Below are 15,600 nucleotides of genomic sequence, written 5' to 3'. Positions count from 1 at the left end.
TTTTCGAGTTTAGTCATCTATTAAAACTAAACAATTGTTCAGATAGTCTGATGATTAATATTTTTAGAGTAATAAAAAGGCTCAGAAAATATTCTCTAAGCCTTTATCCATTTAAAGAGTTTCTTCCTGCCTGAAATATATTAAATCACATAAAGATCTACATATTCATTAACGGAAATTTCCCAAAGTTTTTGTTTATCTAATGAAATATCTAAAATCGCTTTCTGCTGTTTTACAGGAAAACGTCTTGCGAGATTAGTCTTGAATTTCTCAACTAATACCGGCATTCCCTCTTCTCTTCTACGAGCGTGACCAATAGGATATTCCACCATTACTTCTTTGAGTTTTGTTCCATCTTTCAACGTAATAGTTAACCCATTGGCGATTGAACGCTTGTTTGGATCAAAGTAGTCTTTGGTAAATTCAGGATCTTCTGTACAGATAATTTTATCTCTCAGCTGATCAATTCTAGGATCTTTTGCAATACTATCTTCATAGTCACTTGCTGTTAAGCGTCCAAAAATAAGGGGAGCAGCCACCATATACTGAATACAATGATCTCGATCTGCAGGATTATTCAATGGTCCTTTTTTATCGATAATACGAATACAGGCTTCATGGGTTCTGATATCAATACGCTCAATATCATCAGCGGTTTTTCCAAGTTTATCGAGCTCCTGTTTCAGAGTCATAGCGCATTCAACAGCTGTTTGAGAATGGAATTCTGCCGGAAAGGATATTTTAAAAAGCACATTTTCCATCACATAAGAACCATAATCTCTTTGGAACTCAAAAGGCTTTCCTTCAAATAGGACGTCATAAAATCCCCAAGTTTTAGCAGTCAAAACCGAGGGATATCCCATTTCTCCTTTTTGAGCCATGAGATTTAAACGAACCGCTCGAGAAGTCGCATCTCCTGCTGCCCATGATTTACGAGAGCCCGTATTCGGTGCATGGCGGTATGTACGTAATGATTGCCCATCCACAAAAGCGAGAGAAAGAGCACTTAAAGCTTCTTCTCTAGTTAATCCTAATAACTCTGAAATCACTGCCGTTGATGCGACTTTCACTAACACAACATGATCTAATCCCACACGGTTGAAGGCGTTTTCAAGCGCAATGCATCCTTGGATTTCATGAGCTTTAATCATGGCGGTTAAAACTGCCTTCATTTTTAAAGGCTGTTTTCCATTAGCAATCGCCACTCTAGAAAGCCAATCTGCCACCGCTAAAATGCCCCCTAAGTTATCGGAAGGATGTCCCCATTCTGCTGCTAACCATGTATCATTAAAATCGAGCCAGCGAATCATTGCCCCAATATTAAATGCTGCTTGCACAGGATCTAGCTGAAACTGCGTTCCCGGTACTTTTGCACCTTGTGGCACAATCGTTCCTTGTACAATCGGTCCCATTAATTTTGCACATTCTGGATAATCTAAAGCTTCAAGTCCACAACCTAACGTATCAATTAAGCAGTATTGGGCAATGTCATATGCTAAATCAGATTGAATCTCATAATCTCTGACATAATCTACGATATCTTGAAGCACTTGATCGTATGTTTGAGCATGTTTTTGTACCATTATAAAATCTCCTATTAATTATTAAAATTGAGTAAGTCGTTACATTCATTTCATAAAATTCATAATGCAGATCCTATTGATCTCAAATCTCTAGAGATTATTCTCTCTCCCAAATAGGAATAAATTGCAGTTCTTCAGGGCCTGTATATTCAGCGCCCGGGCGGATAATTTTATTATCTTTCCGCTGTTCCAAAATGTGAGCAGCCCAACCTGATGCACGAGAAATTACAAAAAGTGGGGTGAACATTGCTGTAGGAACGCCCATCATGTGATACGAAACCGCCGAAAACCAATCGAGATTTGGAAACATATTTTTATGACTTTTCATTACTTCTTCGATTCGATCTGCAATGTTATACATTCGAGTTGTGCCCGCTTCTTCTGATAATGCTAACGAGATCTGCTTAATCACTTCATGCCTCGGATCTGCAACCGTATACACAGGATGACCAAAGCCGATAATGATCTCCTTATTTCCAATTCGCTCTAAGATATCTTCCTCCGCTTCATCCGGAGAGCCATAACGCTTCTGAATTTCAAAAGCGACTTCATTAGCACCTCCATGTTTTGGTCCTCGTAAAGCACCAATCGCTCCTGCGATTGCAGAATAGATATCGGAGTTTGTACCGGCGATCACTCGAGCCGTAAAGGTTGATGCGTTAAATTCATGTTCAGCATAAAGAATCAGTGAAGTATGCATGGCATCAACCCACGATTTTTCAGGTCTTTTACCATGAAGAAGATGGAGAAAATGCCCGCCGATAGAATCTTCCTTACTATCAAGTTCGATACGTACACCATTATGACTATAGTGATACCAATATAGGAGAATCGATCCTAAAGAAGCGATCAAGCGATCCGCAATATCTTTAGCACCGGCAATATTATGATCATCCTTCTCAGGAGAAATACATCCCAATAATGAAACGCCCGTTCTTAGAACATCCATGGGATGAACGGACATGGGCAATGTTTCGAGCGCTTTTCTCATGGAAACAGGAAGACCACGAAGGGCTTGGAGTTTTTTCTTATATAATCTCAGCTCATTTTCATTAGGAAGTTTCCCGTGAATTAAGAGATGCGCAACCTCTTCAAATTCACAATGCTCTGCAAGATCCATAATGTTGTACCCCCGGTAATGAAGCTCATTACCATTCCGTCCAACGGTACATAATGCCGTGGTTCCCGCAATTGTACCGGAAAGTGCTACGGATTTTTTAGGTCGAAAAGTGTTAGATGCAGTTGTTGTCATATTATCCTCCTTAGGATATTTTTATAATTATTTCATACAGATAGATTACTTTGATGCCATATTTTAATTGTAGTAATCCCCACAATAGAGAACGCAATGTTCTTTGTGTTTTTTCAATAGAGAGAAAATCTTAATGAATCTTTATAGATCTTTATGAATTAAAAATAGTGCTTTTTTAGTGTTATAAATTTATCAAGCAGCTACTTTTTCTTTGATGCAAACAATTGATCTAACTGATCTTCATAATCGTGATAACGAATACTCTGGTACAGTTCTTCCCGTGTTTGCATAAGTGGGAGGACATTTTTTTGCGTTCCATCTTTTCGGATTGCTTGATACACATTCTCTGCTGCTCTATTCATCGCCCTAAAAGCAGATAATGGATAGAGAGCAATAGCGATATTCACTCTTCTCAATTCTTCAAGTGTAAAAAGTGGCGTTTGTCCAAATTCGGTAATATTAGCAAGTACCGGCGCTTGAATCTTACTGGTAAATAGTTGGTACATCGCAAGTTCAGTAATCGCTTCTGGAAATAATCCATCGGCACCTGCTTCAATATATGCTTCTGCTCGTTCTAAAGTAGCTTCTAATCCTTCCACAGCTAATGCATCTGTTCGAGCAATAATCATGAAATCAGGATCTGTTTTCGCATCAACCGCAGCTTTAATCCGATCGACCATCTCTTCTAAAGGAACAATTTCTTTATTCGGACGATGTCCACAACGCTTTGCACCAACTTGATCCTCAATATGTAAGCCAGCGGCGCCTGATTTAATAAACGACTTTACCGTACGCGCCACATTAAATGCTGAACTTCCAAATCCTACATCCGCATCAACAATGAGGGGAAGTTCTGTCACATTCGTGATTCGATCAATATCAATCAATACATCTTGTAAAGTAGTGATTCCTAAATCTGGAATTCCTAACGATCCGGCGGCAACGCCTCCTCCTGAAAGATAGATCGATTTAAATCCTGCGCGTTCTGCTAATAATGCGTGGTTCGCATTAATCACACCTATTAACTGCAGAGGCGATTCTTCTAATAACGCTTCTCGAAATCGCTTGCCTGCGGAAAAAATACTCATTGCTTAAGTCTCCTTTGGTATAACCTCATCCTGATTAAAAGTTTCTTTTTTGAATGCTTCTTTTCAAATATTTTGTTATATCGGTTCTTTTTTTATTGGTAAGAACTCTTATTTTATGACTATTCAATATTCGCTTTTCCATAAAACGATTCACAGTTTTATGGATTAAAGATCCTGATTATCGGCTCTAAAAGCGTGTTTCATATCCTTCGTTAACAACATAGCAAACTCAGATAGCGTTTCCCAAATTATAAATAATATAATATGGATTATTTAATTAACCTTTTGAAAATAAATCCAAGAATAATATTGTTATATCAACGAGTAAGTAATGTTTATTTTTTTCAATTAATAGTCGCTATTTATCTCTGTTTTTAAAACTTTTTCTAAAAAAGATGGTATAAATTGTCGTTTTTCTCTCTAAAACCCTATTTTTGATATTGTTCATTTTTTCCAGATAGAGATTAAATATTCCGGCACAAAAAAGCCGAGATATCATTTTTATCTCGGCGCTTTATTTTCAAACTTTATCTTTTTTGATCAGTTTATTTGATATTTTAACGTTTATTAAACTGCTTTCCGATGGCTTCTTAAGAGCATATCGGTAATGATTTTCAAAATAACACCATATGCCGGCAAGAAGAGTAATACTGAAACACCCATTTTAAATAGGTAATCCACACTAGCCACTTCTACTAAATGTTCCGCCATATAAGGATCATCCGTTTTGTAGAAAGCGATGCCGAAGAAAGCTGCCGTGTCGATGAGATTGCCAATAATGCCGGAAAGAAATGGTGCGATCCACCATTGGTAATTAGTTCTAAAGCGATTGAATACGACGATATCCATAATCTGCCCGATGACATATGCCGAGAAACTTGCAAAGGCAATCTGTGCAACGCCGCGATTAAATGAATCAAACGCACCACTACCCTGCCAACTTCCGCCATCAAATAAGACAGAAACAAGGTATGAGATAATTAATGCCGGAAACATGGTGCAGAAAATAATTTTTCTTGCCGGTCTTGCACCAAAAATTCTTACCGTTAAATCCGTTGCTAAGAAGATAAAAGGATAACTGAATGATCCCCAAGTGGAATGAAATCCAAATAAGGACATGGGGATTTGTACTAAAAAGTTACTTGAAGCAATGACCACGATATGGAAAAGAACCAACCACGGTAATGCTTTTGTCCGATCTTCCAATCGAAAAACTGAATGTTCCATGTGAAACCTTTTTATAAAAATGACAAAATCACCATGTTTCACACGGTGATATTTGAAGGAGATAATTTTGATTTTTAGAGATTCTAGCGATATTCAATAAGGTTAATAAACAGCAACTAGAACAGTAAATAATCGATGAGTCATATGAGTTCTAATTGGAATGGAGATAAAATTCATACTCCAATCGATTCTATTAAGATTTACGTCTTGCTAGTTGCTGTTTATTAAGGTTCAACGTCGTTTAAATATCTTGTGAATATCGCAGTTTGGATGACTTAATTAGAATGAAAAATTTTCTAATCTTCTCTCAGCAACTTCAACCCATCTTGTGTTCTCTTTTCCGTAGTTTGCGTAAGGATGAATCGAAATTCCCCCTCTTGGTGTAAATTCACCACGCACTTCAAGATAGAGTGGATCCATTAATTTCACGAGATCATTTAAAATAATATTCACGCAATCTTCATGGAAAGATCCATGATTTCTGAAACTAAAGAGATAGAGTTTTAATGATTTACTCTCAACCATTTCAATAGTTGGAACATATGAAATATAGATCGTTGCAAAATCTGGCTGATTTGTCATTGGGCAGAGTGTTGTGAACTCTGGGCAATGAAAATTGACGAAATACTCTCTACCAGGATGATTATTCTTAAATGATTCTAATATATTAGGAGAATAGTCAGTAGGATAAGCTGTCGCTTGATTACCAAGTAACGTTAAATTTTCAAGCTGCGCACTTTTTTGTGTCATTTTGTTAATTCCTAGTTTTTTAGTGTGGGATGGTTACGAACCACAAGCGTTACCTTTAACGCTGACGAGATGCATTGTATTTTCTTTGTTACCATAATTCAACGTTTTTCCGAAAATTGATCAAAATTTTAAATATGTATAATTCTCGATCAGTTGCTATAATATTCGCCGTTTAATCTCGCATTATTTCTCATTTTTTATCAAAATGTTCATGAAAGGATTCTTTATGACACAGCACAATCACGCCCCCGTTATTGAAAAAGGGGATCGGAAGACGCTACTCGCTTCCACTTTAGGCTACGCAATGGATGGCCTTGATATTATGATTTTAGCCTTTGCGCTTATTCTCATTAAATCAGAATTTGGTTTAACGGATGCTGAAGGTGGAATGATCCAAACGATTACGCTTATCGGTACGGTGATTGGTGGAATCGTGTTCGGAATGCTCGCTGATAAATATGGCCGAGTTCGTGTGTTTAACTGGACCATTCTTCTCTTCTCAGTCTTTACCGGTTTAGCTGCCCTTTCAACATCTGCAGAAATGTTCACAGTATTTCGTTTTATTGCTGGTCTTGGATTAGGTGGTGAATTTGGAATCGGAATGACGTTAGTGGCTGAAACTTGGCCTGCTAAAAAACGTTCACGCGCAACCGCTGTGGTTGCCATTGGTTTCCAAGTGGGGATCGTACTTGCAGCACTTGTGAGCTTACTCTCCCCTTATATTGGTTGGCATGGAATGTTCTTAATCGGTGCATTGCCGGCAATTTTAGTATGGTGGACGCGCCGTAATCTTAAAGAGCCTGAAATTTGGTTACAAGTAAAAAGAGAAAACCGTAACAAAATCTCGATCAAACCTCTGTTTAAAGATACGCGTACCACTTTAACGACCATTGGTTTAGTGATCGCAACAAGCGTTCAGAACTTTGGGTTCCACGGCATTATGATTTGGATGCCAACGATGCTTGCAAAAGAACATAACTTTACCCTTTCCGGCACATTCTATTGGACATTAATTACCACAATCGGAATGATTATCGGAACATTAACGTTTGGTTCATCTTCAGATAAATTTGGCAGAAGACCGACCTATATTGTGTTCTTACTTGTGAGCGCGGCATTCGTTTGGATCTACTTCCAACAATCTAACTACTATGTACTAATGTTCTTAGGTGCAATTTTAGGATTCTTCGTAAATGGTATGATGGGCGGATATGGCGCACTTCTTTCTGAACATTACCCAACAGAGGCTCGTTCTTCAGCACAAAACATTATCTTTAACGCAGGTCGTGGAATTGCCGGTTTTGCACCGCTCATTATCGGAACGCTTGCGATGCAATATAGTATTAGTTATGCGCTTGGTTTAATCTCTGGCGTTTATCTCTTATCGGCATTAGCCTTTATCTTCCTGATTCCGGAAACAAAAGGAAAAGCTTTAGATTAATAAGCGACTATTCATTATATCGATGAAGCGCTAATCTATTATTAGACACAGGCCTTGAACAAAATAAAGTTCAAGGCCTTTTTTATTTCTGCTGATTTCTTCCACTTTCCGTTTATACTGTTTATTACTTAAAATATAACTTATATATTGTATACAAAATATTCTTTTGAAATTTTAGCTCTATTCTTCTAAAACTATTTTCTAGGTAATTTAAATATGTTTAAACGTCCTGCAAAAAAAATATTATTATCGTTAGTTCTTTCTAGTCTGATTCTTCCGGCAATTGCTACAACGCCCTTAGAAGACTACATCAATCAAACATTCGAACAACAATCCACTGTGATTGCAACTGAACCTGTCAATGCCTTTATAGAGATGGATCATTATGATCGTCATTCAGCGCTGATCAATCAGCTCGATTCCATTAAAAAAGGGGCTGCAAAAAATCAAGCTGATGATCTTTTTCTCTTAGGTTTTTATCACTATTCAGAAGCCGAAGATAATAGTAATGAGGAAGATTATCTAAAGGCAAAAGAGTATTTTCTCCAAGCGGAAGCTCTCGGTTCAAAAGAAGCAAGTTATCTCTTAGGCGAGATCTACTACTACGGCGAAGGGGTTTCACGTAACTATGCAACCGCAGCCGAGTATTATGAGAAAGCAGCTCTTCAAAATCAAAAAGAAGCGCTTTTTAGCTTAGGAAGCCTCTATCAAACAGATGAGTTTCAAGTTGATTATCCTAAATCCTTAGCCTATTTTGAAAAAGCGGCAGCGCTCAAGAGCCAACCGGCATTAAGAACCCTTGCCTATTACTATGAAAATGGCACTGATTCTATTACGGAAATCAATCTTCAAAAAGCCAATGAACTCTACCAACAAGCTTGTGAGTTAGGGGATGAAAGTAGTTGTAACGATACTGAGCGCCTAAAATATCTCACGCTTAGTTTTGATGATTTAATGACTGATATTATTTCTGAATACCCGGCACTTTCTGCAACGGGAAAAGCGCTTCCAAATCCTGCTGAGATTACTGAGCTTGATACCTATTATCAGCTAAACCAGCTCAATGAATCTCTACCTGATATTATTCTACAAGCACAGAAAAAAAATAGTGACGCAATCTATCTATTAGGTCTTTACTATAATGCCATCGGTGATGATCAATATGATTCGAGCGCCTATATTAAAGCTAAAGTCTTGCTCGAAAAAGCGATTGAATTAGGTGCTGATAATGCGATGTATGAGTTAGCTGAGCTCTACTATTACGGCAATGGCGTTCAACAAGATTATCATAAATCTCTAGAACTCTATTCTCATCCAAAACTCGCAAAGCATCCTGAAGCCATCTTTAGCCGTGGTGTGCAATATGACTTAGGAGAAGGTGTTCCACAAAGTTATGAAATATCTTTTGCCCTCTTTAAAGAAGCATCAGAATTAGATCATAATCCTTCCACCTTTAATGTGGGTTACATGTATGAATATGGCCAATTTGTCGATATTGATCTTGAGCTGGCAAAAGAGTGGTATCAAAAATCCTGTGATAACAATTATGAAGATGGCTGTGAAGCGATTCAGTTATTAGAAGAAGATAATGCCGCTTCTCCGGCATTGGATTCTCTCTTTGATCAAATCATGGAACATGAAACGCCTGTAGCGCCTTTAGAACTTACGACAACTTCTATTTTAAATGCCGATCCTGAACGGGCAAGAGTCTTTTTATCAGAAAATTCAGATCTATTATTAGAAAATATTCAAACAGATAATAATGGAGAGAACCTCTTCTTAGCGGGATATCTTTTTTATTTAGAAGCGCTTGAGAGTGGTAATAATCATACTTATGCTCAAGCTACAACATTACTAGAGAAAGCGGCTGAGAAAAACTTTTCTGAAGCCAATTTTTATCTCGGTGTCATGGCTTATAACGGTAATGGCAATAGCGATAGTTTCTCCGAAGATTATACAAAAGCGCTTTCCTATCTCGAAAAAATGGAACCCGCCCATCATAATTATTCGGAAAGTCTCTTTTACTTAGCCACAATGCATGATCAAGGTTTAGGGACAGAACAAGATCAAGAAAAGTCTTTTGAACTGTATCAAACGGCAGCAAACTTAGGTCATAAAGAGTCCGCTTACAATGTGGGATATATGTATGAACATGGGGAATTTGTTGCTGAGAATACAGGATTAGCAAAAACATGGTATCAAAGCGCTTGCGACTTAGGGGATATTGATGGTTGTGAAAAAGTTGATTATCTCAATGAAGTTACAGAGCTTCCTGAAACAGATACCGAAATCCTAGAAGAAGAAAGAGTTCGAAATCCTGTTGAACGTGAATTAGAGGATCTTTTTGAAATTATTCTAGAAACGTTCACGCCACTCTAAAGTTTTAGTGATTCCCATCCAAACTCTATTAACAGAGTTATCCACAAGCTATCTAAAGGCGCTTCAATTGTAAGTGCCTTTTTTGTGGTTGGATGAATCATTGTGATTTTATTCGCATGAAGCATTAATCGATCAATATTAAACTCTTTTAGAAACAACCGATTATGCCTTAAATCCCCATAAGTCGTATCTCCAATAATCGGATGCGAAATATGATTCATATGTCGTCTTAACTGATGTTTTCGACCCGTAATCGGCTTTAAACGAACTAAAGAGTAACGAGAGGTTGGGTATTTCCCTGTGGATAAGTTTAGTTCTACTTTATGTATTCCCGAAACATAACTGATCGCTTCCTGATCCTCTTTTTCTCCAGAATCTTTATCCGCAATCTTATCTTTAATAAAAGAAAGAGTATGATCAATCTTCTCATTTTCAGCTTCCACATATCCACGCACAATGGCTAAATACTCTTTTTCAGCCGTATGATTCATCATCTGTTCTGAGAGAAATCGCGCACTTTCTGCCGTAAATGCAAACAGTAAAACCCCAGAAGTGGGTCGATCTAAACGGTGAATCGGATAGAGATACTTCCCCACTTGATCCCGCAAATGTTGTAAAACAATATCAGTGACTTTTGGATCTAATAACGAACGATGCACAAACCAACCACTCGGCTTATTTACGGCAATGATCTCATCATCTTGATATAACACTTCTAAAAGTGGCTTTGCCGGCAATGCAGTAGAGATATCTAAAGACTCTAAGTTATCCAAGAGGTTATCCACAAGCGGTTTATTCATGGTCTGTTTGTTCTGAGTTTTCAGCTTCAGACAAAGGGGAAAAAGGGTAAAGTGTTAAATGCTTTTGATACACAATATCTTGATTCAAATTTTTACCATTGATCTTTCGATCTTGCCCTAAAGTAATAATAAAGTATTGTTTTGGCGTTAATTCATAATAATAAGGAATATCCCATGGGTCGATAATCATCTCTTTTTGAATATAAGGCCCTTTCCAACGAGGATCATCTATCGGTTCCACTAACACTTTTAATCCCTCTTCACTAGAAGGATATCGCAACAGATCATCACGAAAAATTCCTAAAGCGCCTTCAATCGACCGTAAATTTTGATGTGCCTTTGTAATCTTCGATTCATCATTAATACCGAGCACATTTTGAGAAAACATCGCCATTAAAATGGCAACAATGACCGATAGGATCATTAGTTCTACTAATGAAAATCCCTGTTTATAAAGTGTTTTAAAGGAACTTTTAAACATTCGTCATGGTTACCAAAATTCAAGATAATCGGTTTTTACAGCAAGATATAACTATCACTGTTTAATAATACGTTAGTTCGTAACGTTATCAAAGAGTTCAAAATAAGTCGGGAATGTCTTATCCACACATTTTGGATCTATAATTGTTAATGCTTCTTTAAATGCTAAGAGGGAAAATGCCATAGCGATCCGATGATCATCATACGTTTCAATCTCCACATCTTTCAGTAACTTATCTTGTGGATAAATCACTAATGATTCTGCGCTCTCTTCCACTTTTACACCGAGCTTTGTGAGTTCCGTTGCCATTGCATGAAGGCGATCTGTCTCTTTCACGCGCCAGCTTCCAATATTTCTCAGGGTTGTTTTTTGATCTCCAAACACTGCTAACGTCGCTAACGTCATCGCCGCATCTGGAATGTGATTACAATCCAAATCAATGCCTCTGATGATTCCATCAACAGGTTTTGCCACAATCACTTCATTCTCTTTCCAAGTGACATCAGCGCCCATGAGTTCTAGCGCTTCAATAAATTGAATATCTCCTTGAATAGAAGATGTTCCAACCCCTTTCACCGTTAAAGGACCTTCCAATAATCCTAATCCCAAGTAGTAAGAAGCACTTGATGCATCTCCTTCCACATAAAATTCTCCCGGCGTTTTATATTGCGCATTATCAGGAATCATAAATTTCTGATAGTTATCATGTTGAATCTCAACACCAAATGCGCGAAGTAAAATCAATGTGATTTCAATATACGGTTTTGAAATCAATTCGCCATCAATCACGATCTCAATCTTTTGTTGTAACTTCGGCAATGTCATCAACAGAGCCGTAAGATATTGGCTTGAAACATTTCCTTTAATGGATACTTGATGTTTTTGTAACGATCCACCGCCTACTTTCAGTGGTGGATATCCGGCATTTCCTAAATAATCGATCTCAAATCCTAGCGCTTGCAATGCATCGACAAGATCTTTAATCGGTCTTTCATGCATTCTTGGAATTCCTGAAAGCTCGTATTCTCCACCATTAATGGCAAGTGCTGCTGTTAATGAACGAAATGCGGTGCCGGCATTTCCTAAAAATAGATCTGCTTTTTTATTGGGAAACCCTAAGCCTGAACCTTTTACACGAAATGTTCGAGTTGCTTCATCGACTAGATTTACCTCAATCCCTAACTGCGTTAAAGCTTCGAGCATCCGTTCAGTATCATCACTTTTCAATAAGTTATGAATCAACGTTTCGCCTTCTGTCATTGCCGCTAACAACAAAATACGATTTGAAATGCTTTTAGAACCAGGAATAATCACTTCTCCCTGAGCTTTTGCTTTTTTTGGTAAAAATAGTTTTTCCATATCACCTTCATTCTTTTAAAAAAATTTTAAAATCAGATCACTCAATTTTTCGATAAAACAACAATAGGATCAATCCTGAATCTATCTCGATCTTTAAGGATCTTATCACAACTCTGGAAGAAGCTCCTATTGGCGTATGGGCTTTAGAAAGTATGTCAGAGCTATACAGAAGTTATCCACATTTTTCAGGGGATAAAAAAATAGATCTTATAAAAATAAGATCCATTTTGTCTATCGTTCAGAATAGAAGCATTTTTTGAAAGCTTGCTTAAAATCAAGATTCAAGCGATATTTCATTTTCTTAAAAAGCGTCTTTAATCTCTATTGTTGTCTCTTTTTTAAGCAAAAACAGCTTTTCTATTCTTTCTCTTCCCCATAAACGTCATAAGTAAAGTATTTTGCTTCGACTTCTTTGTAAGAACCATCATCTCTTGTTGCTTGAATCGCATCATTAAATCGTTGTAATAACTCATTATCTCCTTTACGGATTCCAACGCCTACGCCTTCTCCAAGCCATTCTTCTTCAAAGAATCCTGGTCCAATAAATTCAATCTTATCTGCGTAATCTTTTTGAAGGTATCCGATATCCAAAGGAACTGCATCTGCGAATACGAGATCAATTCGACCTGTTTCTAAATCAAGCATTGCTTCATCAAGACTTCGGTAACTTCTTACGTCTGAGGTTCTTTTGTGTTTTTCATTCATGTAGATTTCATGAATTGTCCCACTTTGAACGCCGATTTTTTTCCCTTTCAATCCTTCATCTGTGATGTCGATCTGTTTTCCAATTGGAATCACAAATCTTGCAGGTGTTTGATAATACTTATTACTGAAATTAATGGCTTTTTTGCGAGTTTCAGTAATGGACATTGATGCCAAAATGGCATCGATGCGCTTAGTGTTGAGTGATGGAATTAACGCATCAAAATCCACTTGAACGATTTCGCATTTTTGTTCCATCTTTTCACAAAACAGTTTTGCTAAATCTGGTTCAAAGCCTTCAATTGTCTGAGTTTCAGAGATGTAACTAAAAGGAGGATATGAACCTTCAATCCCGATTTTGATCGTTTCTTGAGCCATAACTTGAGATGCAAGAAGTAAGGAACTTCCGATTAATAGTTTTTTTAACATGTGAACCTCGAACTGAAAAAGATATTTAAATTCTTGTTACTACTTATTAGTATTCATCTCTTTTTTAAAATATAGATGATGACAAGCTAACAGAGTTATCCACAATTTATCCCTATTTCGTAGGATTAATCAAGTCTTAACCCCTATTTTTTATGTGAATATCTCTTGATATAAATCTTTGGATGAAGAAACTGATAAGTCAGCCTAATGTTTATCTTAAAGTTATCCACAGATTTCTACCGTTTTTTTGCGGATAATTATCCTAAAGCGAATTTTAAGAGTTATAAAATCTCGTCATAATGAAATGACAGCGCTATTTTTTTGAAAAATATTTTTATTGCGAGATACGCTTACGAATATAAACAAATAGTTATATTGTTTATTGGAAATATAGAAAATATAGAAATATTAGAAAGCATTTGAAGATCTAAGCGGTAGTTACAAGCTGAGAATTATAGCTATGGCTTAAATATAAAAGACATAAAAAAAGTCGCAAAAGCGACTTTTAAATTTATTGGTATAAGTAGTTGTTACTATTAGATATTAATAGTGAACTACCTTAAGGTATTAACCTTGTTTCGTATTGAGGATCTTCCCAACAGCGATACCAATCACTAATGCAATCATTGCCGGAACCATCCAACCCATGGAACTCTCTTCAAATGGAAGGTAAGAGAGAAGTTCAGTTGTTTTGAGCTTAAATGTGGAGTCTCCGATATACCCTAAAACCACTGATAACGTGCTAATGACAAGTGTTGTATAGATCGTTAATTGGAAAGCAAGATTTGGAATTCCTTTCAATAATCTATCAATGAAGATTAAAACGATTAAAACGATCGTTAATGGATAGATGATTAAAAGGATAGGCACTGCACCCATGATAATTGAGCTTAAGCCTTGGCTTGCCAAAATAAAGCTAATGAGCGTAAAAATCACTGCGTAGATTGGATAAGAAATTTTATTGAAGAGTTTGTTGAAGTAACTGCTCACTGCAACAATAAGACCAATTGCTGTTGTTAAACACGCAAGAGACACAATCAAGCTTAATAAAATTCGCCCCGCTTCACCATACGTTAAACGTGCAACGCCCGTTAAAATGGACGTTCCCATATTTCCGCCATTCGCTTCTTGTGCTGTTAACGGATAGTTATTACCAATCCAAGCTAAAGAAACATAAACAAGTCCAAGACCAAGGCCGGCAATGACAGCAGCAATTGCTGATTGTTTAAAGACTTCTTTTTGGGAAGTTAATCCAGTCGCTTTTACGGCCGTCACAACAATCATCGCAAAAGCAACTGCTGCAATGGTATCCATCGTTTGGTAACCTTCAGAGAAACCTACAAAGAAAGGATCTTTCTGAAATTGTGGGCTAATCGCTGTAATAGGCTCATCTAATTTGAAGAAAGCGCTGATGATTAAGAGAACGATCGTAATTAACAGAAGTGGCGTGAGGATCTTTCCGACTCTCTCAACCAGTTTTGTGGGGTTAAGTGCCAAATAGAACGCAATCCCAAAATAAACAACTGAAAATAAGATCTTAGAACTAAAGGTTTCAACACCCCCTTCTAAGAAAGGAAGGATCGCCATTTCATAGGACACCATTGAGGTTCTTGGAATCGCGAAGAAGGGTCCAATTGTGAGATAAATCACAACCATGAAAATAACGGCAAATAGAGGACTGACTCTTCTAGCTTCAGATTGAAAGCCATTTTCAGAAAATGAACCGGCAATAATACCGATAAGCGGTAAACCAACACCTGTGACAATAAAACCTAGTATGGCAGGAATAAAATTATCCCCACTTAATTGTCCAACTGTAGGAGGGAAAATCAAGTTACCTGCGCCAAAGAAAAGGGCAAATAACATAAATCCAATAAATAATGTTCTTTTTGACATACAAATTCTCTACTAAATTTGAGTTTTCATCGTATTTTTAACGAGTTATATAAAAAATAAAACTGAATCAGTAAATTTCATACTTTTAAGCTTTATAGATCATTGGATAAATGATCGGATCCAAACTGCTATCAAATGAATAAATTTTTGTGAGCTTTTATTAATATCATCTCTTTTATAAAGAATAGATGATGATGAGCAGCTATAGTTATC

Annotated in this window: 12 protein-coding genes and 1 riboswitch; of the genes, 2 read left to right on the top strand and 10 right to left on the bottom strand. The window is 37.0% G+C overall.

Features of this window, described 5'->3' with window-relative positions:
- Positions 1 to 140 precede the first annotated feature (140 nt).
- The 5 genes from ACYSN2_RS03405 to queF form a co-directional block, all read right to left on the bottom strand.
- Positions 141 to 1,583: a bifunctional 2-methylcitrate dehydratase/aconitate hydratase gene (locus ACYSN2_RS03405; RefSeq protein ID WP_461748850.1), complete on the bottom strand. Its 1,443-nt coding sequence runs from the start codon at positions 1,581 to 1,583 to the stop codon at positions 141 to 143.
- Positions 1,584 to 1,680: 97 nt separating this feature from the next.
- A complete protein-coding gene (prpC, locus tag ACYSN2_RS03400) occupies positions 1,681 to 2,835 on the bottom strand; it encodes a bifunctional 2-methylcitrate synthase/citrate synthase (RefSeq protein ID WP_461748849.1) in 1,155 nt (384 codons plus the stop codon).
- A gap of 200 nt (positions 2,836 to 3,035) precedes the next feature.
- Entirely contained in the window at positions 3,036 to 3,923 is an 888-nt protein-coding gene (gene prpB / locus ACYSN2_RS03395) for a methylisocitrate lyase (protein WP_461748848.1), read from the bottom strand.
- A gap of 567 nt (positions 3,924 to 4,490) precedes the next feature.
- Entirely contained in the window at positions 4,491 to 5,150 is a 660-nt protein-coding gene (locus tag ACYSN2_RS03390; RefSeq protein ID WP_461748847.1) for a 7-cyano-7-deazaguanine/7-aminomethyl-7-deazaguanine transporter, read from the bottom strand.
- Positions 5,151 to 5,429: 279 nt separating this feature from the next.
- Entirely contained in the window at positions 5,430 to 5,900 is a 471-nt protein-coding gene (queF, locus tag ACYSN2_RS03385) for a preQ(1) synthase (RefSeq protein WP_461748846.1), read from the bottom strand.
- A 5-nt stretch (positions 5,901 to 5,905) separates the two neighbouring features.
- Positions 5,906 to 5,950, bottom strand: a riboswitch (PreQ1 riboswitch).
- Positions 5,951 to 6,126: 176 nt separating this feature from the next.
- Between queF and ACYSN2_RS03380 the strand changes: the two genes are divergently transcribed.
- Positions 6,127 to 7,341 carry an MFS transporter gene (locus ACYSN2_RS03380; protein WP_461748845.1) on the top strand — a complete coding sequence of 405 codons (1,215 nt, stop codon included), beginning with the start codon at positions 6,127 to 6,129 and terminating at the stop codon, positions 7,339 to 7,341.
- A gap of 216 nt (positions 7,342 to 7,557) precedes the next feature.
- Positions 7,558 to 9,720: a tetratricopeptide repeat protein gene (locus ACYSN2_RS03375; protein WP_461748844.1), complete on the top strand. Its 2,163-nt coding sequence runs from the start codon at positions 7,558 to 7,560 to the stop codon at positions 9,718 to 9,720.
- On the opposite strand, the gene truC is transcribed toward ACYSN2_RS03375, so the two are convergent.
- The 5 genes from truC to brnQ form a co-directional block, all read right to left on the bottom strand.
- Positions 9,717 to 10,520, bottom strand: a complete 804-nt coding sequence (gene truC, locus ACYSN2_RS03370) for a tRNA pseudouridine(65) synthase TruC (RefSeq protein WP_461748843.1) — start codon at positions 10,518 to 10,520, stop codon at positions 9,717 to 9,719. The genes ACYSN2_RS03375 and truC overlap by 4 nt on opposite strands.
- Positions 10,513 to 11,001, bottom strand: a complete 489-nt coding sequence (gene gspG, locus ACYSN2_RS03365; RefSeq protein WP_461748842.1) for a type II secretion system major pseudopilin GspG — start codon at positions 10,999 to 11,001, stop codon at positions 10,513 to 10,515. The genes truC and gspG overlap by 8 nt, the downstream gene beginning before the upstream one ends.
- A gap of 72 nt (positions 11,002 to 11,073) precedes the next feature.
- Positions 11,074 to 12,360, bottom strand: coding sequence for a 3-phosphoshikimate 1-carboxyvinyltransferase (gene aroA / locus ACYSN2_RS03360; RefSeq protein ID WP_461748841.1), 1,287 nt, complete (start codon positions 12,358 to 12,360; stop codon positions 11,074 to 11,076).
- A gap of 357 nt (positions 12,361 to 12,717) precedes the next feature.
- A complete protein-coding gene (locus ACYSN2_RS03355; RefSeq protein WP_461748840.1) occupies positions 12,718 to 13,491 on the bottom strand; it encodes a transporter substrate-binding domain-containing protein in 774 nt (257 codons plus the stop codon).
- Positions 13,492 to 14,058: 567 nt separating this feature from the next.
- A complete protein-coding gene (brnQ, locus tag ACYSN2_RS03350; protein WP_461748839.1) occupies positions 14,059 to 15,387 on the bottom strand; it encodes a branched-chain amino acid transport system II carrier protein in 1,329 nt (442 codons plus the stop codon).
- Between the last annotated feature and the right edge of the window lie 213 nt (positions 15,388 to 15,600).

It is taken from the genome of Ignatzschineria sp. LJL83, from assembly GCF_054871845.1.
Note: the sequence above shows the minus strand (reverse complement) of the source record. Positions and strands in the feature narration are given on the sequence as shown.